The sequence below is a fragment of the Mesorhizobium sp. P3_A8 genome (assembly GCF_056402995.1).
In genome coordinates this window covers 214,491-236,832 of sequence record NZ_JBFUGI010000006.1, presented here as the reverse complement: position 1 = coordinate 236,832, position 22,342 = coordinate 214,491, and the positions used below count along the sequence as shown (strand labels likewise).

The 22,342-nt window shown below is 62.5% G+C and carries 27 protein-coding genes; 15 read left to right on the top strand and 12 right to left on the bottom strand.

Translation table 11 applies throughout. The features are described from left to right. Nucleotides 1-8 precede the first annotated feature (8 nt). Genes AC1DX4_RS16470 through AC1DX4_RS16445 form a run of 6 tightly spaced genes read right to left on the bottom strand, consistent with a single transcriptional unit; the run spans nt 9 to nt 5,435 of the window. Entirely contained in the window at nt 9-1,619 is a 1,611-nt protein-coding gene (locus tag AC1DX4_RS16470) for an NTP transferase domain-containing protein (RefSeq protein WP_477221300.1), read from the bottom strand. Next, nucleotides 1,616-2,320 carry an XdhC family protein gene (locus tag AC1DX4_RS16465; protein WP_477221299.1) on the bottom strand — a complete coding sequence of 235 codons (705 nt, stop codon included), beginning with the start codon at nt 2,318-2,320 and terminating at the stop codon, nt 1,616-1,618. Before AC1DX4_RS16465 ends, AC1DX4_RS16470 begins: the two co-directional genes overlap by 4 nt. Before the next feature lie 6 nt (nt 2,321-2,326). Beyond that, entirely contained in the window at nt 2,327-2,665 is a 339-nt protein-coding gene (locus tag AC1DX4_RS16460; RefSeq protein WP_477221298.1) for an XdhC family protein, read from the bottom strand. 45 nt (nt 2,666-2,710) lie between these two features. Next, entirely contained in the window at nt 2,711-3,976 is a 1,266-nt protein-coding gene (locus AC1DX4_RS16455; RefSeq protein ID WP_477221297.1) for a vWA domain-containing protein, read from the bottom strand. Nucleotides 3,977-3,981: 5 nt separating this feature from the next. Further along, nucleotides 3,982-4,911, bottom strand: a complete 930-nt coding sequence (locus AC1DX4_RS16450; protein ID WP_477221296.1) for an AAA family ATPase — start codon at nt 4,909-4,911, stop codon at nt 3,982-3,984. Continuing rightward, nucleotides 4,908-5,435, bottom strand: coding sequence for a flavin reductase (locus AC1DX4_RS16445; RefSeq protein WP_475451074.1), 528 nt, complete (start codon nt 5,433-5,435; stop codon nt 4,908-4,910). Before AC1DX4_RS16445 ends, AC1DX4_RS16450 begins: the two co-directional genes overlap by 4 nt. Nucleotides 5,436-5,614: 179 nt before the next feature. On the opposite strand from AC1DX4_RS16445, the gene AC1DX4_RS16440 reads away from it, so the two are divergent. Beyond that, nucleotides 5,615-6,688: a branched-chain amino acid ABC transporter substrate-binding protein gene (locus AC1DX4_RS16440; protein WP_477221295.1), complete on the top strand. Its 1,074-nt coding sequence runs from the start codon at nt 5,615-5,617 to the stop codon at nt 6,686-6,688. Between the two features lie 16 nt (nt 6,689-6,704). After that, nucleotides 6,705-7,727, top strand: coding sequence for a P1 family peptidase (locus AC1DX4_RS16435; protein ID WP_477221294.1), 1,023 nt, complete (start codon nt 6,705-6,707; stop codon nt 7,725-7,727). A 14-nt stretch (nt 7,728-7,741) separates the two neighbouring features. Here AC1DX4_RS16435 and AC1DX4_RS16430 read toward each other — a convergent pair whose 3' ends face one another. Then, nucleotides 7,742-7,996, bottom strand: a complete 255-nt coding sequence (locus AC1DX4_RS16430) for a DUF2171 domain-containing protein (RefSeq protein WP_096445325.1) — start codon at nt 7,994-7,996, stop codon at nt 7,742-7,744. Nucleotides 7,997-8,228: 232 nt separating this feature from the next. On the opposite strand from AC1DX4_RS16430, the gene AC1DX4_RS16425 reads away from it, so the two are divergent. The 4 genes from AC1DX4_RS16425 to AC1DX4_RS16410 all read left to right on the top strand — a co-directional run bounded on the left by AC1DX4_RS16425 (nt 8,229) and on the right by AC1DX4_RS16410 (nt 11,670). After that, on the top strand, nt 8,229-8,954 hold the full coding sequence (locus AC1DX4_RS16425; RefSeq protein WP_477221293.1) for a DUF2259 domain-containing protein: 726 nt from the start codon (nt 8,229-8,231) through the stop codon (nt 8,952-8,954). Nucleotides 8,955-9,010: 56 nt separating this feature from the next. Next, on the top strand, nt 9,011-9,475 hold the full coding sequence (locus AC1DX4_RS16420; RefSeq protein WP_477221468.1) for a hypothetical protein: 465 nt from the start codon (nt 9,011-9,013) through the stop codon (nt 9,473-9,475). A 156-nt stretch (nt 9,476-9,631) separates the two neighbouring features. Next, entirely contained in the window at nt 9,632-10,933 is a 1,302-nt protein-coding gene (gene purB, locus AC1DX4_RS16415) for an adenylosuccinate lyase (protein WP_477221292.1), read from the top strand. Between the two features lie 8 nt (nt 10,934-10,941). After that, the gene (locus tag AC1DX4_RS16410) at nt 10,942-11,670 is read left to right on the top strand and encodes a metallophosphoesterase family protein (protein WP_477221291.1); all 729 of its coding nucleotides are present in this window, start codon (nt 10,942-10,944) and stop codon (nt 11,668-11,670) included. A 14-nt stretch (nt 11,671-11,684) separates the two neighbouring features. Here AC1DX4_RS16410 and AC1DX4_RS16405 read toward each other — a convergent pair whose 3' ends face one another. Beyond that, nucleotides 11,685-12,500 carry a VOC family protein gene (locus AC1DX4_RS16405; protein WP_477221290.1) on the bottom strand — a complete coding sequence of 272 codons (816 nt, stop codon included), beginning with the start codon at nt 12,498-12,500 and terminating at the stop codon, nt 11,685-11,687. A 242-nt stretch (nt 12,501-12,742) separates the two neighbouring features. On the opposite strand from AC1DX4_RS16405, the gene AC1DX4_RS16400 reads away from it, so the two are divergent. Further along, on the top strand, nt 12,743-13,297 hold the full coding sequence (locus tag AC1DX4_RS16400) for an RBBP9/YdeN family alpha/beta hydrolase (RefSeq protein ID WP_477221289.1): 555 nt from the start codon (nt 12,743-12,745) through the stop codon (nt 13,295-13,297). Between the two features lie 12 nt (nt 13,298-13,309). On the opposite strand, the gene AC1DX4_RS16395 is transcribed toward AC1DX4_RS16400, so the two are convergent. Beyond that, entirely contained in the window at nt 13,310-14,083 is a 774-nt protein-coding gene (locus AC1DX4_RS16395) for an HpcH/HpaI aldolase family protein (RefSeq protein WP_477221288.1), read from the bottom strand. 167 nt (nt 14,084-14,250) lie between these two features. Beyond that, nucleotides 14,251-14,571, bottom strand: a complete 321-nt coding sequence (locus tag AC1DX4_RS16390) for a DUF1476 domain-containing protein (protein WP_172229436.1) — start codon at nt 14,569-14,571, stop codon at nt 14,251-14,253. A 276-nt stretch (nt 14,572-14,847) separates the two neighbouring features. Here AC1DX4_RS16390 and purC point away from each other — a divergent pair, with 276 nt between their 5' ends. Both purC and purS read left to right on the top strand, forming a co-directional pair. Next, nucleotides 14,848-15,642: a phosphoribosylaminoimidazolesuccinocarboxamide synthase gene (purC, locus tag AC1DX4_RS16385; protein WP_027057170.1), complete on the top strand. Its 795-nt coding sequence runs from the start codon at nt 14,848-14,850 to the stop codon at nt 15,640-15,642. Nucleotides 15,643-15,685: 43 nt separating this feature from the next. Further along, nucleotides 15,686-15,928: a phosphoribosylformylglycinamidine synthase subunit PurS gene (purS, locus tag AC1DX4_RS16380; protein ID WP_027028672.1), complete on the top strand. Its 243-nt coding sequence runs from the start codon at nt 15,686-15,688 to the stop codon at nt 15,926-15,928. Between the two features lie 82 nt (nt 15,929-16,010). Here the strand turns inward: purS and AC1DX4_RS16375 are convergent, their stop codons facing one another. Beyond that, nucleotides 16,011-17,183, bottom strand: a complete 1,173-nt coding sequence (locus tag AC1DX4_RS16375; protein ID WP_477221287.1) for a hypothetical protein — start codon at nt 17,181-17,183, stop codon at nt 16,011-16,013. Between the two features lie 281 nt (nt 17,184-17,464). Here AC1DX4_RS16375 and AC1DX4_RS16370 point away from each other — a divergent pair, with 281 nt between their 5' ends. From AC1DX4_RS16370 to AC1DX4_RS16350, 5 genes are all read left to right on the top strand, one after another. Further along, nucleotides 17,465-18,016, top strand: a complete 552-nt coding sequence (locus AC1DX4_RS16370) for an RNA 2'-phosphotransferase (RefSeq protein ID WP_477221286.1) — start codon at nt 17,465-17,467, stop codon at nt 18,014-18,016. Continuing rightward, nucleotides 18,013-18,681: a phosphoribosylformylglycinamidine synthase subunit PurQ gene (purQ, locus tag AC1DX4_RS16365; RefSeq protein ID WP_477221285.1), complete on the top strand. Its 669-nt coding sequence runs from the start codon at nt 18,013-18,015 to the stop codon at nt 18,679-18,681. The genes AC1DX4_RS16370 and purQ overlap by 4 nt, the downstream gene beginning before the upstream one ends. Nucleotides 18,682-18,751: 70 nt before the next feature. Beyond that, nucleotides 18,752-19,417, top strand: a complete 666-nt coding sequence (locus AC1DX4_RS16360) for a glutathione S-transferase family protein (RefSeq protein ID WP_477221284.1) — start codon at nt 18,752-18,754, stop codon at nt 19,415-19,417. Continuing rightward, nucleotides 19,414-19,821, top strand: coding sequence for a hypothetical protein (locus AC1DX4_RS16355; protein ID WP_477221283.1), 408 nt, complete (start codon nt 19,414-19,416; stop codon nt 19,819-19,821). Before AC1DX4_RS16360 ends, AC1DX4_RS16355 begins: the two co-directional genes overlap by 4 nt. A 2-nt stretch (nt 19,822-19,823) precedes the next feature. After that, on the top strand, nt 19,824-20,465 hold the full coding sequence (locus AC1DX4_RS16350) for a Pr6Pr family membrane protein (protein WP_477221467.1): 642 nt from the start codon (nt 19,824-19,826) through the stop codon (nt 20,463-20,465). Nucleotides 20,466-20,576: 111 nt separating this feature from the next. On the opposite strand, the gene AC1DX4_RS16345 is transcribed toward AC1DX4_RS16350, so the two are convergent. Then, nucleotides 20,577-20,828: a DUF1127 domain-containing protein gene (locus AC1DX4_RS16345; RefSeq protein ID WP_477221282.1), complete on the bottom strand. Its 252-nt coding sequence runs from the start codon at nt 20,826-20,828 to the stop codon at nt 20,577-20,579. A 93-nt stretch (nt 20,829-20,921) separates the two neighbouring features. Here AC1DX4_RS16345 and AC1DX4_RS16340 point away from each other — a divergent pair, with 93 nt between their 5' ends. Continuing rightward, the gene (locus AC1DX4_RS16340; RefSeq protein ID WP_477221281.1) at nt 20,922-22,334 is read left to right on the top strand and encodes an aminotransferase-like domain-containing protein; all 1,413 of its coding nucleotides are present in this window, start codon (nt 20,922-20,924) and stop codon (nt 22,332-22,334) included. Nucleotides 22,335-22,342: the final 8 nt, after the last annotated feature.

Genomic DNA, 22,342 nt, shown 5'->3' with positions numbered 1-22,342 from the left:
TGGGTTTGTCAATCCTGCAGCACGCCGCCGGCGCCTTCGAGCGCCTCGCGGGTGTCAACATCGACAGACGCGCCCTCGCCGATCTCGACATCGATGACGTCGAGTCCTTCGGCCTCGACCAGATGGCGGGCGCCGGTATCGCCTTCGAGATGAGCGATGGCCGGGAACAGCGAGCGTGGCAAAAGCACCGGATTACCGCGCTTACCTTCATGCGAAGCGCGGACCACGGAATTGCCTCCAGCCTTGCGGAAGGCATCGATCAGTCGGTCGAGGTCGTCCGACACAACACCAGGCATGTCTCCCAGAACGATCATCACGCCGGCTGTGTCTTCGGGCAGATAGGCAATACCGGCCTTCAGCGACGTGGACAGGCCATCGGCGAAATCCGGATTGTCGGCGAAGGTGACGTCGAGGCCCGACAAAGCTGCGCGCACCCGTTCGCGCTGATGGCCGGTGACGACGATCGTGCCCGAAGCCTTCGAGGCGAGCACGCGCTCGGCGGTGCGGCGCACCAGCGGCTTGCCGTCGAACAGCGCCATGAGCTTGTTCGGTCCGCCCATGCGGCTCGACCGGCCGGCTGCCAGAAGCACGATGGCGACCTTGAGCCGGCTTTTGGCCGGCAGCGGTTCGCGCGGCTGCGGCCGTGTCGGGATTTCCATCAGCAGACCGCCGACCCCCATGCCGGCGATGTCCTTCGCGGTGACGTCGAGGCCGGCGATCAACCGGTCAAGCACCCAGTCGAAGCCGTTTTCCTTGGGGCTGCGGGCGCAGCCGGGCGCACCGATGACCCGCTTGCCGGCAAGCGTGCCGAGCACCAGCAGATTGCCGGGATCGACCGGCATCCCCGCGCGGATGACAGTACCCCCCGCCATTTCGATCGCTGCCGGAACAACATCGGCGAAATCGCTCATCGCCGAAGCGCCGAAGATCACCACCATGTCATTGTCGCGCGCCAGCGAGGCGGCGGCCGCCGCCACGGGCGCGATCTCATGCGGCGTGCGGCGTTCCGCCGTCAGCCTGCCGCCCGAACGCGCCAGCCTTGCTTCGGTGACGCGCAGCGTCTTGTCGAGCACGCTGGGCTTGATGCCCGGCAGAACCGTCTGGATGACACCGACGCGCACCGGCTGGTAGGCATTGACGGCAAAGATCTCGCCGCCGGCGCAGATTTTCGCGACCGCATCGACCAGCGCAGAGCTGACTGCGAACGGGATGATCTTCACCGTCGCGACCATCTGACCTTTCTCGACCGGAGCATGCTGCGCTAGCGTGGCAATGGTGATGGCGGGATCGACGGCGTTGATGGCGTCGATGACAGCGGCGTCGACCGTGAAGATACCTGATGCCTTGGCGTGGAGATTGACGCGTCCGGTGGCGGCGGGCTTGGCCTCGATGCCGCTGAAAGTCATGCTCTCGGCAATTCTTTGCGCCGCGGCGTCCTCACCGAGATCGTCTTGGGAAAGCACCGCCGCAACAACCTGCGAGACGCCAGCCTGCTTGAGTATGGAGACGTCTTCGGCGCTCAGCCTGTGCGCCTTGCGAAAGCGCCTTTCGCCAGCGGTGGTGGCATGCGCCAGCACCGCACCCTCTGCCTCTTCAATGGCAACCGGACCGAATTTCACGCCACTGCGCCTTTGGCATCGAGGCCGCGCGAGCGGAAGGCGTGGATCGCCTGCGCCAGCACCGCGACAGCGATCTCGGCCGGGCTGGCGGCACCGATGTCGAGCCCGATCGGCGCGTGGATGCGGGCGATCTGTTCAGCACTCGCGCCCAGCGCCAGCAAGCGCTCGACGCGCTTGGCGTGCGTCTTGCGGCTGCCAAGCGCGCCGACATAGAAGCAGTTGGCGTCAAGGGCTGCCTTCAGCGCGAAATCATCGATTTTTGGGTCATGGGTGACGGCGGCAAGGGCGGTGTAGCTGTCGAGCGGCTGGCGCTTCAGCACATCTTCCGGCCACTCGGCATGCAAGGCGACATCGGGGAAGCGGTCGGGCGTGGCAAAAGCGGTGCGCGGATCGATGATCTCCAGGGGATAGCCGGCAATCCTGGCCATCGGCGCCAGCGCCTGGCTGATATGGACGGCACCGACCACCACGAGGCGCGGCTGCGGCAGATGCGCGTTGAGAAAGAAGGTTCGCCCTTCCGCCTCGACGGAACCGGAATTGCCTGATCGAAATGCCCTAGCGATCGCGGCTCCAAGATCGCCGGCAACCTGGTCGCCCTCGCGCACAATGCGGTCGCGGCCATCACCGAGATCGGTGACGAGGATCGCCGCGCGGCGGGCACGTCGTTCGGCATTCAACGTTTTCAGGGCGTATGGATCCATCTGAGATCAGCCCAACCGCTCGACATAAACCTTGATGCGGCCGCCGCAGGACAGGCCGACCTGCCAGGCGGTTTCGTCGGCGACGCCGAATTCGAGCATTTTGGCTTTCCCTGAGTCGATCACGTCGATCGCCTCGCTCACCACGGCACCCTCGACGCAGCCGCCCGAGACCGAGCCTTGGAAATTGCCTTCGGCGTCGATGACCAGATGGCTGCCGACCGGCCTTGGCGCCGAACCCCAAGTCTCGACCACAGTGGCAATGGCGACATCCTTGCCGTCCTTCATCCAGCCTTCCGCGATAATCAGCGGGTCGCGGGCCTCATCGAGATAGATGCTGTCGTCCATGATCGCTTCTCTCAGAGTCTGTTTTTCCGGTGGATCAACATATGGCTATGCAGCGTGCCTCGCGCCAGCTTCCATCCATCGCCGCGGATCGACGGACTGTGCCGATTTCTTGTCGAGCGAGGCGCAGAGGTCGGCGAGCGCATCGAGATTGTGGACCGAACGGAATTCGTCGACATGCGGCAGCATCGCCTTGACGCCGCGGGCACGCGCCTGAAAACCGTCAAAGCGCAGCAACGGGTTCAGCCAGATCAGCCGCCGGCAGGATTTGTGCAGCCGCTCCATTTCCTCGGACAGGCCGGCGACATCGTCACGCTCCAGCCCGTCGGTGATCAGAAGCACGACCGCGCCCTGCCCCAGCACGCGCCGCGACCATACCAGGTTGAACTCGGCCAGCGTGTCACCGATGCGCGTGCCGCCCGACCAGTCCTTGACCGCAGCCGAGCAGTCGGCAAGTGCAGCATCGGGATCGCGGTGGCGCATCTGCCGGGTCAGGTTGGTCAGCCGCGTGCCGAAGACGAAAGTGTGCACACGGCGGCGCTTTTCCGTCAGCGCGTGCAGGAAATGCAGGAAGATGCGCGTGTACTGGCTCATCGAGCCGGAAATGTCGGCCAGAACCACCAGCGGCGGATGGACTTCGCGGGCCGAGCGGAATTTCGGCAGGATCAGTTCGCCGCCGGTGCGCGCGGCCGAACGCATCATGGCGCGCGGGTCGATGCGGCGGCCATGCGCATCGGCCTTGAAGCGCCTGGTCCGCACCATGTCGAAAGGCAATCGCAGCTCGGCGATGGCCTTCTTGGCATCGGCCATCTCGGCGGCGTTCATCTGGGCAAAATCCTTGCCGCGCAGCACTTCATTGCCGGAAAAGGTAAAGCGGGCATCGACCTCAATCTCAGGGACTTCCTGCGGCGGCTGGTTCTTCTGGTGGCCCTCGAACATCGCCTGGCTGACGCGGTTTTCGGCTGCGCGCGGCTTCTGCTTCTCCCTGGCGTCAGGCGCCACCGGCGAGAACATGGCCAGCATCTTTTCGATCAATTCGCGCGATTTCCAGAACAGCCGGAAGGCTTCGTCGAAGGTCGGGTGATCCTCATGCCTGGACACCAGCACCGCATGCAGCGTCCAGTAGAAATCGTCGCGTGAGCCGATGCCGGCAGCCAGCACCGCCTCGATGGCATCCTTGACCGAGGCCGGTCCGACCCGCATGCCGGCCTTGCGCAAGGTGCGGGCGAAATAGACGATGTTGTCGGCGATGCGCCCGTCCGGCGTCGCCTCTCTGGGGTCGGCCTCTTTGGGGTAAGCACCCGGCGCGTTCATTGCCGCTACTGCGCCGCCGCGAGCTCGGCCTTGACCTCGTCGAGGATGCGCCGGCCCTCGCCCGAACCGATGCGGGCAATATCGTCCTGGTATTTCAACAACACGCCGATCGTGTCGGACACGGTTTCGGGATCGAGCGCCACCTTGTCGAGCTCCGTCAGCGCACCGGCCCAGTCGATGGTCTCGGCAACGCCCGGCACCTTGAACAGCTCGATCTGGCGCAGCTTCTGGATGAAGGAGACCACCTCCGCCGAAAGCCGCTGGTTGGCTTGCGGCACCTTGCGGCGCACGATCTCCAATTCGCGCTCGGCATTGGGATAATCGACCCAGTGGTAGAGGCACCGCCGCTTCAGCGCATCGTGGATCTCACGGGTGCGGTTGGTGGTGATGATGACGATCGGCGGCTCTTCGGGCTTGATGGTGCCGAGTTCGGGCACCGTCACCTGATAGTCGGACAGGATTTCGAGCAGGAAGGCTTCGAAGGCCTCGTCGGTGCGGTCGAGTTCGTCGATCAGGAAGACCGGGGCCGCCCCCGTCTTGCCGGTCAGCGCATCGAGCACCGGGCGGCGGATCAGGTATTTTTCGGAGAACACGTTGCGCTCCATGGCGGAGCGGTCGACCTTGCCGGCCGCCTCCTCCATGCGGATTTCGATCATCTGCGCGGCGTAGTTCCACTCATAGACGGCCGAGGAGACGTCGAGCCCCTCATAGCACTGCAGGCGGATCAGCCGGCGGCCAAGCGCCCCAGCCAACACCTTGGCGATCTCGGTCTTGCCGACGCCGGCTTCGCCCTCGAGGAACAAGGGTCGGTTCATGCGCAGCGACAGGAAAAGCACGGTCGCCAGCGACCGGTCCGCCACATAGTCCGCGCCGGTCAGAAGATCGAGCGTCTCGTCGATCGTCCGCGGCACGGGGCGCGGTTTCAGTTCGGTCATTCTTTCTCCGTGAACGCCGCCGCTCCGCTGTCCAGGACATGGTAGCCGCGGGCGTGGTAGATCAGCGGCCGCAAATTATCGCCCATGCGCAGGCCTGTCACCTTGCCAAAAAGCACACGATGGGTGGCTAGATCCTTTGTGTCGATCAATTCGCAGTCGAACACGGCGAGTGCGCCCTTCAGCGTCGGCGCGCCGGTGGAAATCACATCCCACTCACCGAGCGCGAAACGCTCCTCGAGCGGCAGACCAGTGATGCCGGAAAAGCCGATCGACAGCGGCTCCTGGTGCGAGGCCAGCGTGTTCAAGGCAAACCGGCCGTTTTGCACGAACAGCTCGTTCTTGGCATTTTCGCGGTTGAGACAGACCAGAATGGTCGGCGGCGTGTCCGACACCGAACAGGCGGCAATCACCGTCGTGCCGCGCTTGCCGGCGGGCCCGTCAGTTGTAACCACATGGACGTGGCCGGCAAAATGGCTCATCGCGTCGCGATAGGCCTGCGGCCCAATATCGTTCTTCTTCAGCACCGGGAATATTCCATGGCCAGCATCGTCCTGACATATATGGCCAGACATGACACGCCACAAGCGAAGTGCTTGGCCCATATCCCCAAATTCGCGTGTTGCACCAAGGCCGGGCAGCCTTTAGGTCTTGGCGGCAAATAGTGCCAAAGCGTAAAGCCGGCACGGAGGACTCCATCGCTCGAATGCGACCTGGGACAAGAACAATAGCGGCGCTGGTCTGGCTGTTCGTGGCCAACAGCGCGAACGCGCAGACGCTGCTGGTCGGCGTCGCCGCGCCCTTGTCCGGGCCATCGGCAATGCTCGGCAAGCAGGTCGCGGCCGGCACCAGTCTGGCAGCGCAAGCGAACGGCATCGAACTCAAGACTGTGGATGACGCCTGTACCGCCGATGGTGGTGCCGCGGCGGCCAGGGACTTCGTGGCGGCCAAGGTCAGTATCGTCGTCGGCTTCCTTTGCACCGACGCGATCGAGGCGGCGATGCCGATCCTCAAGGACGCCAACATCCCGGTCATCACCGTCGGCGTGCGAACCGAAAGCCTCACAGACCGCCGCGCCAAGACCGGCTGGCCGGTCTATCGCCTCGGGCCGCGCGGCGGCGATGAGCGCAACGCCGTTGCCTCCACCCTCACCCGCCTGTGGCAGAACGAGCTGTTCGCCATAATCGATGACGGCACCATCTATGGCCGCGAGATGGCCGAGACATTTCGCGCGGCGGCCGAGCAAGCGGCGCTGAAACCGGTGTTCGTCGACACGTTCAGGCCGCAACTCGACAACCAGATCGGCCTGGTTGGCCGGCTGAAGAAAGCCGGCGCCACGCATGTCTTTGCCGGTGGCGACGGCGACGACATTGCGATCATGGGCCGCGATGCCGCGCAGCTCCAGGCCGGCATCACCTTTGCCGGCGGCGAAAATCTGCGCACGCCGCCCGGCGACGTGCCTTACGCGACGGGCACGCTGATGATCGCCCCGCCGGAATGGGCCGACGTCGCCGACGCAAAAGTGCTGGAAAGCTTCTCCACGCAAAAGATCGTGCCGGACGGCTACACGCTGCCGGCCTATGCCGCGGTCGAGATCGCCAAGGCGGCGTCAGGTTTGGCCGAAACCTCGGGCAAGCCGCTGACCGACGCCCTGACCGGGCAAGATTTCACCACGGCGATCGGACCGATCCGCTTCGACGCCAAGGGTGACCTCAGCCAGAGCCCTTACCGCGTCTTCCGCTTCGACGGCACACGCTTCGTGCCCCTCGATGGCAACTGATGTTGGAAAGCAACTGATGTTCCGCACCGGCCCGCGCAACTTGATCACCGACGTTGCCGGCCTGCGTGTCGGCAATGCTTCCGATGCCAGGCTCAAGTCCGGCGTGACAACAGTGCTGTGCGACGAACCGGCGGTGGCCGGTGTCCAGATCCTCGGCGGTGCGCCGGGAACCCGCGAGACGGACCTGCTCGAACCGCACAATTCGGTCGAGGCGATCCACGCCGTGGTGCTGTCGGGCGGTTCGGCTTTCGGCCTTGATGCTGCGTCCGGCGTGCAGGCGGCGCTGCGCGAGCGCGGCATCGGCTTCGAGGTGGGCGGCTTTCGCGTGCCGATCGTGCCGGCAGCGATCCTGTTCGACCTGCGCAATGGCGGCGACAAGGATTGGGGCCGCTATCCACCCTACCGCGACCTCGGCTATGAGGCAGCGCAATCCGCCGCCATCGATTTCGAGATCGGCACGGCCGGCGCCGGCACCGGTGCGTTGACCGCAGGGCTGAAGGGCGGTCTGGGCTCCGCCTCGACGCTGCTCGACAGTGGCGTCACCATCGGTGCGCTGGCCGCAGTCAATCCGACCGGATCGGTGACCGTCAGCCGTTCGCGCCATTTCTGGGCGGCACCCTTCGAGATCGGCGATGAATTCGGTGGGCTCGGCTATCCCTCGCCGATGCCGGAAGACGCCAAGAACATCTTGCTGAAATACCGCGACAAACATGCCGACAAGCAGATGGAAACCGGCGGCAACACCACGATCGCCGTCATTGCCACGGACGCGGTTCTCACCAAGGCAGCCGCGAAACGCCTGGCAATGTCGGCGCATGACGGCTTCGTGCGCGCCATCTGGCCGACACACACGCCGGCCGACGGCGATCTGGTGTTCGCACTGGCGACGGGAACGAGCGGTATTGTGCTTGAAGCCGATGCGGCAATCGACCTCTATGCCGCGGCCGGCGCCACCATGGCGCGCGCCATCAGCCGCGGCGTGTTTGCCGCGACGCCAGCCGACAACGATCTGTTTCCGGTCTGGTCGTCGCGACGCTAGAGCGGGTCGCCCTATCAGACGGGATCGGACTTTTCTTCCTCGAACGTCACCGCGACATCGGAATTCGCCGACAGCCACACCTTCTTGCCATCGACCTCGGCAACCAGGGCCAGGGGAATGTAGTGGTGATGACCCTTGTGAGCGCCCTCGCCGCTATCGGCCTTGGTCAGCTTGATGCGCTGGCCGTCGACCTTGTCGACAGTGCCGACATGCACGCCATCGGCGCCGACGACTTCCATATGCTCACGAATTTTGCTGGTGTCGGTCATGGTGGTTCTCCATTGGGACTGCCGACAATAACAAATGACGGGCCGATTGGATGCATCGGCTTTTGACCCGCACGACGTTTTGATTCGGTCGTGCTAGAGCAGTTCACCGTTTCAAGGAAACGGCACCCTGCTCTATCTCTTTGTTTGACGTAATTCCGGACGGAAAACCGTTTCACACTTTTCCTGGAATTGCTTTAGGGATTGCAACGATCGCCGCTGCCGGAGTGAAACAATGCGAATACTTTTGTTGTTTGCCGTTTCCCTGGCCGCGCAGTTTGCGGCGTCGATCTCTGCCCAGGCCGGCGATGTCGCCGAACTTGAAATCCTTGGCTTCACCAAGGACGGTGGCGTGTTCGCTTTCGAGGAGTATGGCGTTCAGGACGGGTCGGGCTTTCCCTATGCCAATCGCTATTACATCGACACCAGCACCGACAGCTTTCTCAAGGGCACGCCGATCCGGGTCCGGCTCGACGACGAGAACGCCAAACTGGACGCGGCGCGCCTTCAGGCCCGGCAGAAGGGCGAGGCCATTGTCAGCCAGGCCGAGTTGAGCGCCAACCGCGGCATCACCGCCGGTTTCAACCCGGTGACCGAGCTGTCGGCCGATCCGCATCGCATGGTGGTCAATCCGCGGCCGATCTTTTCTCCGGTCGACCAGCCGCTCGAGTTCCGGATCGACGAGCTCGGCATGAACAACACCGAGGGCTGCGACAGCCAGGGCGAGATCAATGGCTTCCGGCTGCTGCGCATCGAGGCGCAGGATGGCGGCGCCACCAAATTGCTGCATGAGGACAAGTCGATCCCCAAGAGCCGGGGTTGTCCGAACGGCTACAGCATCGGTGCGGTGCAGACATTCTCCATGGACAGCCTCAGCGCCTATGCGGTGCTGATCGCGGTGCGCCAATATGGCTTCGAGGGGCCGGACTTCCGCTGGATCGCCGTGACCGGCCGCCTGTGACACCCATTGTTCAACCCGCAAGGCGCAATCGTGCCCTCGGCCGCGTGTACAACGCGATACCGACGCCGCGCACGGCACTTCTCGGCGCCTTGCTATGGGCCGCCACGATGGGCGCCAGTGCGCTCGTCAACCTGTTGCTGGACAGTTGGGTGACGCCGGACAAGATCCGCACCGTATCGCTGCTGTTTGCGGGCGGCGGCGCCCTGGCCTTTCCGGTTGGCCTGTTCGCGGCACGGCTGGTCTCGCTCGGGCGAGGTCGAGAGGTCGCCTTCGCCGCGGCAATGGTTTGCCTTGCCGCCGCGACGATCGGGCTGACCGCCGGGCTCTATGCCTTGCAATACCGGTCCTACTATGCCGAATGGCATGCGCCCGTCTTCACCCTCACCTGGGGGTTTCAGCTCGTCTTTACGATGGCGGTGGCGCTCTACCAGTTCGTGGTGCTGGGCATCCGGCTCTATTTTCCGCTTGGTTTCGTCGCCTTGTTTGCCGCAAGCCTTTGGTTTGCGCGGCAACAGCGTTGAGCATTTTGTCCGCCTCTGTTAGGACGCGGGCTAACCCAGAGCAGGTCAGCGTTTGGTAGAACCGCCGACCCGCTCTAACTCCTCTTTTTCGCAATTCCGGACGGAAAACCGCTGCGCACTTTTCCTGGATTGCTCAAGATACATCAGGACTGACCGATGATCCCTCGCTATTCCCGGCCGGAAATGGTCGCCATCTGGTCGCCCGAAACCCGGTTTCGCATCTGGTTCGAAATCGAGGCCCATGCCTGCGACGCGCTGGCCGAACTCGGCGTCATCCCGAAAGCAGCTGCGAAAACCATCTGGGAAAAGGGCAATGCTGCGAAATTCGACGTCGACAAGATCGACGAGATCGAGCGCGTCACCAAGCATGACGTCATCGCCTTCCTGACCCATCTCGCCGAATTCGTCGGACCGGACGCGCGCTTCATCCATCAGGGCATGACGTCTTCGGATGTTCTGGACACCTGCTTTGCCGTCCAGCTGACGCGGGCCAGCGATATCCTTCTCGCCGACATCGACGGCCTGCTTGCAGCGCTCAAGCGCCGCGCCTTCGAGCACAAGGACACGGTCACCATCGGCCGCAGCCACGGCATCCATGCCGAGCCGACAACCTTCGGCATCAAGCTGGCGCAGGCCTATGCCGAATTCTCGCGCTGCCGGGAGCGACTGGTGCATGCGCGGGAAGATATCGCCACCTGTGCGATTTCAGGCGCGGTCGGCACCTTCGCCAACATCGACCCCTATGTCGAGGAGCATGTCGCGGCAAAGCTCGGGCTGAAGCCGGAGCCGGTGTCGACGCAGGTCATCCCGCGCGACCGCCACGCTATGTTCTTTGCCACGCTCGGCGTCATCGCCTCGTCGATGGAGCGGCTGGCGACCGAAATCCGGCATCTGCAGCGCACCGAAGTGCTGGAAGCGGAAGAGTATTTTTCGCCAGGCCAGAAAGGCTCGTCGGCGATGCCGCATAAGCGCAATCCGGTGCTGACGGAAAATCTCACCGGTCTTGCCCGCATGGTGCGCTCGATGGCGCTGCCGGCGATGGAGGACGTGGCGCTCTGGCACGAGCGCGACATCTCGCACTCCTCGGTTGAGCGCATGATTGGTCCGGACGCCACGGTGACGCTGGATTTCGCGCTGTCACGGCTGACCGGCGTCATCGACAAGCTGGTCGTCTATCCCGAGAACATGCTGAAGAACATGAACAAGTTCCGCGGCCTGGTGCATTCGCAGCGCGTGATGCTGGCGCTGACGCAGGCCGGCCTGTCACGCGAGGACTCCTATCGGCTGGTGCAGCGCAATGCCATGAGGGTGTGGGAACAAGGCGCTGATTTTCTTGAGGAACTTCTGGCCGACAAGGAAGTGACCGCTGCCCTGCCCGAGGCCGAAATCCGCGAGAAATTCGACCTGGGCTATCACACCAAGCATGTCGACACCATTTTCAGGCGGGTGTTTGGATAGGATTTTCCATGCGACTGGCTGTCCTTTCAGACATCCACGGGAATCTGCGCGCGCTTGAAGCGGTTCATGCGCAGATCAAGGATAATTCTCCCGATATCATCGTCAACCTGGGTGATTGTCTCTCCGGGCCGCTATGGCCGGAAGAAAGCGCGCAATATTTGATTGCGGAGAATTGGCCAACAGTGCGCGGCAATCACGACCGTGTGCTTGTCGAACATCCTGTTTCCGGCCTGGAAGATGTCGACGCGTTTACCCATGAGCGCCTCTCACAGGCGTCGCTGTCCTGGCTTGCGGCATTGCCGCTCACCTTGTCGCCCGTCTCCGAACTCCTGCTATGCCACGGCAGCCCCAGCGACGACGACGTGTTCCTGCTCGAGGAGGATGGCGGCGATCATTTTTTTCCGTCTAACGAAAGGCAGATCAGGCTCAAGCTTGGCAGCGTCGACGCAGGGCTTACCTTGTGCGGTCACACACATACGCCGCGCGTTGTGCATCTGCCCGGCCGGCAGACGATACTCAATCCCGGCAGTGTGGGCGTCCAGGCTTTTCCCGGCCTCACCGTGACAGGCAGCCCGCACGCCCGCTACGCCATCGCAACGCGCAGGAACGGCGAATGGTCGTTCTGTCACCACGCGGTCAACTATGACTGGACCGAAGCATCCGCCCGCGCGACGGCGGCCGGCTTCGACAGTTGGGCGCACGGACTGCTGACCGGTTACGCCGCCAGTTCTGTTTAAGAGCGGAGCTGCGATTAGCCGGCAGCGCCAGGCACGGTGCGGATCACCGTGCCCCACGGGTCTTCCCGCATGGTTTCGGCGGTTGCCTTGTCCGAACGCATCTCGACCCAGGCGAGACCCGACCGGCTCGGGTCGCGGCGGCCGGCACTGGCGCTCTGCCAGGCATTGGCGCCGATGTGGTGGTGGTAGCCGCCGGACGACAGGAACACCGCCTGGCCACCATATTTGGCGACCGTGTCGAAGCCGAATTCCTGGTTCCACCAGGCCTCGGCCTCTTCCGGCCTGCCGACGCGCAGGTGGACATGGCCGACAATGCTGTTTTCCGGTGTACCCTGCCAGCCGGCATCGCCTGCCGGCACTTCGGCGACAATCGACGGAATATTCAGCCGCTCGGTCGCCATGGCGATCTTGTCGCCGTTCCATTTCCAGTCCTGCGGACGGCGGTCGGCATAGATCTCGATGCCGTTGCCTTCAGGGTCGGTCAAGTAGAGCGCCTCGCTGACCAGATGGTCCGAAGCGCCGTCAATGGAGATCTTGTCTGATATGGCGTGGTTGATCCAGCGGCCGAGATCGGCGCGGCTGGGCAACAGGAAAGCCGTGTGGAAAAGGCCGGCGCTGCGCGGATCGTCCGGCTTGGCGGAGGTGTCCGGCTCGAGCACCAGCAGCGGACGGCTGCCGGCACCCAGCGTGATCGCGCCGTCGGCACGGCTCAATTCCTGCAGTCCCACGACCTTGCGGTAATGGGCGGCAAGACTTTCGGCGTCACGCGCCTTCAGGCCGACGCGGGCAACGCTCACCGGCGTGGTGGCGGCAAATGGAAGTTCGCTCATCATTGTCTCCGTTGCGGCAACGCTTGATGAAGCTCCCAAAGCCAGGAGCCCGGCGCCGCCAATCATTGTACGTCGTGTCAGCGCCAAAATACGGCCCCACGGCTATTTCTCTCCTGACGACAGATCGTCTATTGCGATCGTTCACACAAGACAGCGAAAAGCGAACATGGTGTTCACCATTGTGAGCAGGATCGTGCCCTTCAACGGTTGCATGAGGCAATCACGCTCGCTATCTCAGCGGCATGAAAGTCAAAGACGCAGATATCCTGATTGTTCCGGGCTACACCAATTCCGGGCCTGAGCATTGGCAGACCCGCTGGCAGTCGAAACTGTCGACGGCGCGTCGCGTCGAGCAGGCGGAGTGGTCGAAGCCGGTGCGCGAGGACTGGACGGCAAGCGTGGCCAAAGCGGTCAACGAGGCCGAACGGCCGGTCGTCATCGTCGCGCATTCGCTTGGCGTCGCGGCGGCCGTGCAGGCCATCCCGCAATTCGTCAAGCCGGTCGCAGGCGCCTTCTTCGTGGCGCCGCCCGATGTCGCCAATCCCAAGCTCAAGCCGAAGCACCTGATGACCTTCGGCCCCTACCCACGCGAGCCGCTGCCATTTCCGTCGATCGTGATCGCCAGCCGCAACGACCCGTTCTGCACTTTCGATGTCGCCGAGGACATTGCCGGCGCCTGGGGCTCGCTGTTCATCGATGCCGGCGAGACCGGCCATCTCAACCAGGAGTCAGGCTTCGGCCCCTGGCCCGAGGGGTCGATGACCTTCGCCAAGTTCCTGACGGATCTGAAGGCCTAGCGTCGCGCCGAGTCAGGCGCCGATGGAATCCTTGATGCTCTTGAGCAGGGTTTTTGCGCCCAGCGAAATCAGCGCATGCTCGGACCCGGTGGCGAGCAGGCGATAACCCATCGATACGACTCGGCCAGCAATTGCCGGCTCGACGACATAGATCGCGGCATGTTTTCCGGCCTTGCGGGTGCGCTCGGCGACCGATGCTATCGTCTCCATCATGCTTTCCAGCGTTGAATTGACGACCGTGCCGTTGCTCCAGGCGATCGAGAAATCCGATGGGCCGAGGAAAATGCCGTCGATGCCTGGTGTGTCGAGAATGCCGTCGAGCGCATCAAGGGCGGCACGCGTCTCGACCATGGCGAAGGCCATGGTGCGCTGATTGGTGTCGCGCAGCCATTCGGCATAGTCACCCTTGCCGTGGCGCGGAAAGGCATAGGTTGGGCCCCACGAGCGCTCGCCGAGCGGCGGATACTTCATCGCCGCGGCGAACAGCTTTGCGTCGGCCACCGAGTTCACCATCGGCGCGATGACTGCCTCGGCGCCGAAATCGAGCGCCCGGCTTGCCATGTCGAAGCGGCCGACCGGAATGCGCACCAGCGCCGGCTTGTTTGCGGCAAGCACCGGCACGAGACCGCGCAGCACGCTGTCCTCATGATGGCCGCCATGCTGCATGTCGAGCGTGATGGCATCGAAGCCCTGTTTGGCGAGGATCTCGACGGTCAGGGCGTCCGGCACGCCCGACCAGGCAGTGATCAGCGTTTCATCGGCGGCAAGGCGGGACTTCAGGGACATCTAATCTCTTTCCTCGTTAAGCATCAGCAGTTTCAGCCGGAAACCACGGCAAAGGCAAAGAAAAACCGCCCGGCTTGGCCGGGCGGTCGATTGGTCCAGTTATCCTTTTCGCCGCAGGTTCTGTCGCAAACGGTGGGGCACTTTGCGAAAACCTGCGTCGACCGGGATCAGGTGTTCTTGATCTGCTCGATCGCCTGCGCCATCAGTTCGTCCATGGTGCGGCGGATCTGATGGTCGGACTGTTCGACGCCGGCGGCATCGAAATCCTTGCGGATCTTGCGAAACACGTCGTGATCGCCGGCTTCCTCGATGTCGGCAACGACGACTTCCTTGGCGTAGGCATCAGCGTCAGCGCCCGACTTTCCGAGCTTTTCGGCGGCCCACAGGCCGAGCGCCTTGTTGCGGCGCGCTGAGGCCTTGAACCGAAGCTCCTCGTCGAATGCAAATTTGCGCTCGAAGCCTTCTTCGCGGTCTTTCATGCTGCTCATGGCGTCCCTCCGGGTCAAATTCGATTCGTTGACAGGTGATATGTGTGTTGCCGAAGCACAAACCAAAAGGTCGCGGGCCGGTCAATACGCTTCGTCATATGCTGCGCTGCGGCATTTCAGTCCCGAAAGCGGTTGATTGGAAGGATTTGCCGATTGAGCAAACGGTGTGATTGGGATAGACCCGGCATTGAACCCCAACCGTCGCCGCACTAATTTAGGCAGACGGACAGGAACTGGTCGCTTGCCGCCTGCCCGCAAATCCAGAGAAAAATTCAGATGAAAAATCGCCGCCGCATTTATGAAGGCAAGGCCAAGATCCTCTATGAGGGACCGGAACCGGGTACGCTGATCCAGTTCTTCAAGGACGATGCAACCGCGTTCAACAAGAAGAAACACGAGATCATCGACGGCAAGGGTGTGCTCAACAACCGCATTTCCGAGTACATCTTCAACCATCTGAACCGCATGGGCATCCCGACCCACTTCATCCGCCGGCTCAACATGCGCGAGCAGCTGATCAAGGAAGTCGAGATCATCCCGCTCGAAGTGGTGGTGCGCAACGTCGCCGCCGGATCGCTGTCGAAGCGCCTCGGCATCGAGGAAGGCACCGTTCTGCCGCGCTCGATCATCGAATTCTACTACAAGGCCGATGCGCTCGACGATCCGATGGTGTCGGAAGAGCACATCACCGCCTTCGGCTGGGCCAGCCCGCAGGAGATCGACGACGTCATGGCGCTCGCCATCCGCGTCAACGACTTCCTCTCCGGCCTGTTCATGGGCGTCGGCATCCAGCTCGTTGATTTCAAGATCGAGTGCGGCCGCCTGTTCGAGGGCGACATGATGCGCATTGTCGTCGCGGACGAGATTTCGCCGGATTCCTGTCGCCTGTGGGACGTGGCGACGCAGGATAAGCTCGACAAGGACCGTTTCCGCCGCGACATGGGCGGGCTCGTCGAAGCCTATCAGGAAGTCGCACGCCGCCTCGGCATCATGAACGAGAATGAACCGCCACGCCCCACCGGTCCGGTGCTTGTCGCCTCGACCGACGGCGTCAAAGGCAAGCCGCACTGATAGCGGCCTGCGATCGATACTTTAGAACAGGAGCATGTCCAGCGTGATCAAGGCCCGCATTACCGTCACCCTCAAGAACGGTGTTCTCGACCCGCAAGGCAAGGCGATTGAACACGCGCTGTCCGGCCTGGGCTTCGGCGGCGTCGGCGCGGTGCGGCAAGGCAAGGTGTTCGACGTCGAGCTGGCCGAAAGCGACAAGGCTAAAGCCGAGGCCGATCTGAAAGCCATGTGCGACAAGCTGCTGGCGAATACGGTGATCGAGAATTACAGCGTAACGCTGGGCTGAAGCCGCCTTCTCTCCAATAATTGGGAGTTGGCATGGCCGGAGTTGGAACAACGGCCAACTCCTGGCGCCAGCAATGATCTGCTTAGACCGGGCGCGGGTTCTGTTGTCTGCGAACCCACAAAAAGTAGATCGCAACGGCGCCAATGACGATCATGAGCAGCTTGTAGGCCATTCGCTGGATGTCGCCATTATCGACTACCTTGTCGATCCCCTCCGGGCTGGCCGGATTGCGCAGCACCTCGATCTCGGCCCCAACTGACGTCGGGAAGTTCACATAAAAATCTCCGACCACGTCGAACGAGTATTGGCCACCGTCCGGAGCACGATAGGCAAGCTTTGCGGTCGGGACTTTCGTGATTCGCCAGACACCCGTGCCCGGCGTCGGCGTTGAAGGGATCATTTCGGCGTCGCGAGAGCAATCGGAACGGGACCGCTCCACCCATTCGCGCCTGACTTTGACTTCCAGCACGCATTGCATGCCGGTCTCGACCACATTCGCTTTTTGCCGTTCCCAGGTGAATGTGTGAATGAACCGGGCAATGGCGGGTTTCATGGACGACGCGCCGCCAAAGAACAGCGCCGCGGCCAGAATGGTCGCCGCGAGCTTGAACGCGATTCGTCCAACCGCCATGCGGCGCTGAGACCATTTCAGGGCTCGCAGCTGGATTTCCCTGACTCGCGGATCGTCGGAAAGCTCGTTCGGATCGCGCCCGTCGATGATTGCGCGCCGCAGGATCGTCAACACCATCATGCTGGCCCACCCCAGGATGACGACGATGAGAAGGTGCCAGTATAGTCTGTAGAAAGTGGTGTAGTGGCTGGCGACACAGGCGTTCGCGAGATCGATCCGTGACATGCCGTGACGGCCGCCCGCATACCACCCAACGTCTTTCGAAATAAGCGGCACCAGCAACAATACTGTAAGGACCGCCCCTGCCACGAAAAGCCTGCGGTAAACGCGAAAGCTTCTCTTGTAGCTGAAGACATCAATCAGATCCGAGACGACCAGCCCCGCGGATATGACGCCCAGGCCGGCCGAGATGATCGTGGTTGCCAGCAGCAGGCGCGTGAACGAGACAGCGCATGCTCCCAGGTCCGTATCGAGAGAAAGCCAGGTCGAAAAAAGCGTTCCGGTAGAGGCGCTAACATCCCACACCAGCATGAAAGTAAACGCGCAAAGCGATGCTATGATCGTTGCCGAAACCCACATGCTGCGTCGAACGTTTTCACGCTCTTTGATCTTGTCGCTGTCCACTCGAACCACTGCCCTTTTCTACAACTTCATCTTACGAGGCAGAGACGTTAATTTCGGGATTCGTATCGTATAAAATCGTCGATACATTTCTCTCGGATACCGCCGACATGGGCGTAGACTTAATCAACAGTAATTGCCCGAACACTTCGCGGCCGTTTCTTGGCAAGAAAATCCTGGCGCGAGCGGTTTGACCGGAAGCCTCGCGCTCGTTAGACCGGCAAGCGATAGATGGACGGACTGGAATAAAGCCGCCCAAGCACAGTGGCGCGACCGCTTCTTAAATGGCAAACGACACGCAAATCTCGAAATTCATGAGCCTGGTCCTGCGGCACGCGCCGCAGGAGGCGGGATTGTCGCTCGACGAAAACGGCTGGGCTGATTTCGGCGCGCTTTGCGCGGTCATCCAGAAAAAATTCGGCGCATCGACCGCCGACGTTTTGCGCGTCGTTGAGGAAAATCCGAAGAAGCGCTTTGCCGTCGAGGGCGATCGCATCCGTGCCGTGCAGGGTCACAGTGTCGATGTCGATCTCGGCCTGCCGCCATCGATTCCGCCCAATGTCCTCTACCACGGCACCAAGGAGGCGTTTCTTCCCGGCATTTTGCGCGAAGGCCTGACCAGCCAGTCACGCCGGCATGTTCACTTGTCAAAGGATGTCGAAACGGCTCTGATCGTCGCGCGGCGCCGCGCCGGGAAAAGTGTTATCCTGCAGGTCGACTCGGCGTCCATGACGAAGGACGGGGTGTCATTCTTTCTCTCCGATAATGGTGTCTGGTTGACCAACCACGTTCCACCCCGGTATCTGCTTGAGTTGCTCGAACGGGAATTGCCATGAAATCAGCTGTCGTCCTCCTGCCTGGCCTCAACCGCGACCGCGACATGATCGCGGCGCTGACCAAGATTTCGGGAAAACCACCGGTCACCGTCTGGCAGACCGACACCGAAATCCCCGATGTCGACCTGATCGCCATTCCAGGCGGCTTCTCCTTCGGCGACTATCTGCGCTGCGGCGCGATCGCCGCGCGCATGCCGGTGATGCGGGCGGTCGCCGAAAAGGCCGCCGAGGGCGTAACCGTCATCGGCGTCTGTAACGGTTTTCAGATCCTGGTCGAGGCCGGCCTGTTGCCTGGCGCCTTGATGCGCAACACCTCGCTGAAGTTTGTCTGCCGGCAGATCAAGCTCGAGATCACCAACGCCAACACCATGTTCACCCGCCGCTATCAGCCGGGCCAGATCATTCGCTCGCCGGTGGCGCACCATGACGGCAATTACTTCGCCGACACTGACACGCTTGCCCGCCTCGAAGGCGAAGGCCAGGTGGTGTTCCGCTATGCCGAGGGCACCAACCCCAATGGCTCGATCAACGACATTGCCGGCATCATCAATGAACAAGGCAATGTGCTCGGCCTGATGCCGCATCCTGAAAACCTGATCGAAGCCGCCCATGGCGGCAGCGACGGTCGTGCGCTCTTCGAAGGTGCGCTCGGCATCGCCGCTTGACGATTTCAACCGCAAATGCGGTAAAGTTTACAAGGACATCACGTCCATTGCTCTGGGGAGAGAGACGGTCATGAAACTCTATTCGCGGCCGTTGTCGCCCTACTCGTCGATCGTGCGGGCGCTGGCCTACATCAAGGACGTGCCGCTCAAGATCATCGCGCCGCCGCCGGGTTTTCCGATCCCCGAAGAGTTTCGCGCCATCTCGCCGATGAACCGGATTCCGGTGCTGATCACCGGCTCGGGTGAAACCATCGTCGAATCGGTGGTCATCGCCGAATATCTCGAGGAACGGTTTCCGGAACCAGCGCTGCTGCCGCCCGATTCCAAGGACCGCGCCCTGGTGCGCATGTTCGCCCGCATCACCGATCTCGACGTGCTGACGCCGACGATGAAGCTTTTCGAACTGCATTTCGTCCAGAAGCGAAACAATGCCGAGATCGACGCCCAATTCGCCCGCCTGCATCACGGGCTGGCGGCGATCGAGGCGCGCATGGCGCAAGGTCCCTTCGCGCTCGGCAACGACATAAGCTTCGCCGATGCGTGGCTGACGCCGACTCGCTTCATCTTCAACAATTTCCGCGCCATGACGGGCCGCCACGACCTGCTCAATGCCTACCCCAAGTTCGATGCCTATGAGCAGATCGCTTCGCAGCATCCGGCTTTGTCGCGTGTATGGGGCGAGATGACCGACGGCCTGAAAATCTTTCTGTCCGAACTCGAGATGGGTGCCGCTTGATCAAGAGCAAGACGATCGCCCTGGTTGCCGCGGCAGGCTTTGCCTTGGCGTCGTGCCAATCGACCCCGAAGAGCACGCCTGTCCCCTCGGGCAAGAGCGCCTCGTTGCTGGCCATGGAACAGGTGGCGATCGCCGCACACAAATGCTGGATCGCCAGCAAGGACCCGGCCTTCAAGCAATATCAGATGGCCAATGAGCTGAACTCGTTCAGCGGCACGCCGCGTTTCCTGCTGGTGCCGGCCAAGCATTATGGCGGCAAGCCGTTGCTGGTCGTGCAGGCGCAAGGCAATTCGAGCCGCGTCGACGCCTTCGGGCCTTTGATGAACGATCCGCTCGGCGCGCGCATCGGCTCGGACATTGCCCGCTGGCAAGCCGGCAATCCGGCTTGCGCCGCGACCGCCTGACCATGGGCCGCTTCCTGCAGGTGGTGGGTCTGGCCATCGGGTTGGCCGGCCTCGTCCTGCAGTTCTGCATCAGCATTCCAGCGTCGATGGAAGCCGGCCGCAGCCTGCTCGGGTCGATCATCTTCCTGCTCAGCTTCTTCACCATCCTGACCAACATCGGCGCGGTGCTCGTCTACACCTCGCTGCTGTCGTCCAGTGGCTATGCGTGGCTGCCGGCCTTCGCCGGCTCCCGGATGCGCGCGGGTGTCGCGGTTTCGATCACCCTGGTCTTCATCGTCTATGCCACGGTTCTCGCACAGCTCTGGCAGCCGCAAGGCCTGTTCCTGCTCTGCGACGTGCTGCTGCACTACGTAACGCCGGTGCTGTTCGTGCTGTGGTGGCTGATAGCGGGCGCCGACGGCAAAACAAGGTGGAGCGACATTTCCTGGTGGGTGCTCTACCCAATCGCCTATCTGGCCTATGCGCTGGTACGGGCACCATTCGCTGGCGAGGTGCCCTACCCCTTCCTCGACGTCGCCAAGAACGGTGCAGCCAGCGTCGCCATTGCGGCGCTAGCCATCACCGCACTGTTTCTGGTAATCTGCGTCGTTGCCGTTTTTATCGATCGCGGCATCGGCCATCGCGGAACCAAACGGGTCCGTTAATGCATGTCGCCCAAAAGTGGCCCCGGTTTTGGGAGAACGACATGCATAGAGACAACGATCTAAAGCGCGTCGCATGAATCCGTTCAGGCGCGACGCGCTTGAGATCGGCCTCTACTCCCAGAAAGGTCTGATACCCTCACTGTGGGCATCGCAGCGCGAGACACCGATGTCCTTGAGCTGATCGTCGGTCATTTCCAGCAATGCCAGCCGGCTGCGGCGACGCTCCAGCAAGTGTCCGATCCATTTCGCCAGCGAGCTGACCACCCATACCAGACGGCCGACAAAGCCACGACGACCTGACGGGGGTAGCGTTTCGCTTGGAAACGCGGCGCTTGAATGACGGATTGTCGCGATTGTATCCATTTTCTTTCTGCCAAAAGTATCAATTGCACCCCTTTTGGTGCGCGACTGATATGTATTGACTCACATTTCGGTGCAATATAGAAAATTGTCACCATGACAAATTGGCTTCCAGATCTGACCGCCGGCGCCGGGCCGCTCTATCAACGCCTTGCCGCCTCCGTTGAAGCAGGCATCGATCAGGGCGTGATCGGTGCCGGAACAAAACTGCCGCCGCAGCGCGACCTCGCCTACGACATCGGCACCACCGTCGGCACGGTCGGCCGGGCCTATCAATTGCTGCGCGAGCGCGGGCTGGTAAGCGGCGAAGTCGGGCGGGGAACCTATGTGCTCGGCCAGCGCGCCGACGGCGTGAAACCAGGGGCTCCCGACGTCAGTGCGGAAGGCACACGCTATGTCGATGCGCCGCAGGACAAGCTGCGTTTCGACAGCACGGCAGCGCCCGATGTCGGCCAGGGCATTGATGTCGCCGAGGTGCTATCGCGCACCGCGCAGGATCATCCCCACGAGATTTCAAGCTATACGCGCGATTTTCCTGGCCGATGGTACGAAGCCGGCGCCCGCTGGCTGTCGCGCAACGCCTTCCGCCCGGCCGCCGACAGCATTGTTCCGACGCTCGGCACCCATGCCGCGGTGATGGCGGCGATCGCGGCACTCACTACGCCCGGCGATTATGTCGCCTTCGAGCACCTCACCTACTCGCAGATCTCGCGCAGCGCCGGGCTGATCGGCCGGCGCACGGCGTTGGTGGCATCGGACGAGGAAGGCCTCGACCCGGCCGATTTCGAGCGCGTCTGCGCGCAAAAGCATCCCAGAATGATCTTCCTGATGCCGACGGCCAAGAATCCGACGCTGGTGACCTTGTCGCCGGCGCGCCGCGAGGCGATCGCGCGGGTCGCGCGTGAATACAATGTCATTCTGATCGAAGACGATCTCTACGGCCACCTGACCGATGATCCGACACCGTTGCTTGCCGAGTATGCTCCGGAGAGAACCATCGTTGCCGGCGGCCTATCGAAGTCGGTCGCGGCCGGCATGCGCGGCGGCTGGCTCTCCTGCCCGCCCGCCTATCGCCATCGGATCCGTGTCGCCCACAAGATGATGACCGGCGGCATGCCCTTCCTGCTGGCGGAGGTGAATGCCCGCCTGGTGCTTTCCGGTCAGGCCAGCGATATCCGCAAGCGCAGCATTGCCGAAATCAGCGCCCGCATCGCGATCGTGCGCGAGACTTTGGCCGGCTTCGCGTTCAAGTCGCACGACAAAGTGCCCTTTGTCTGGCTGACTTTGCCCGACCCGTGGCTTTCCGGCACCTTCAAGAATGCCTGCCTGGAACATGGTGTGCTGATCGACGACGAGGATGAATTCAAGGCCGGCCGCTCCGAGCAAGTCTTTCACGGCATCCGCTTCGGCGTTTCGCAGCCGAGGCAGCGCGGCGATGTCGCCGACGGTGTTGCAGTGCTTCGGCGCCTCCTCGATGAGGGCCGCGCCGGCTACGACAGCTTCTCCTGAGAGAGCTC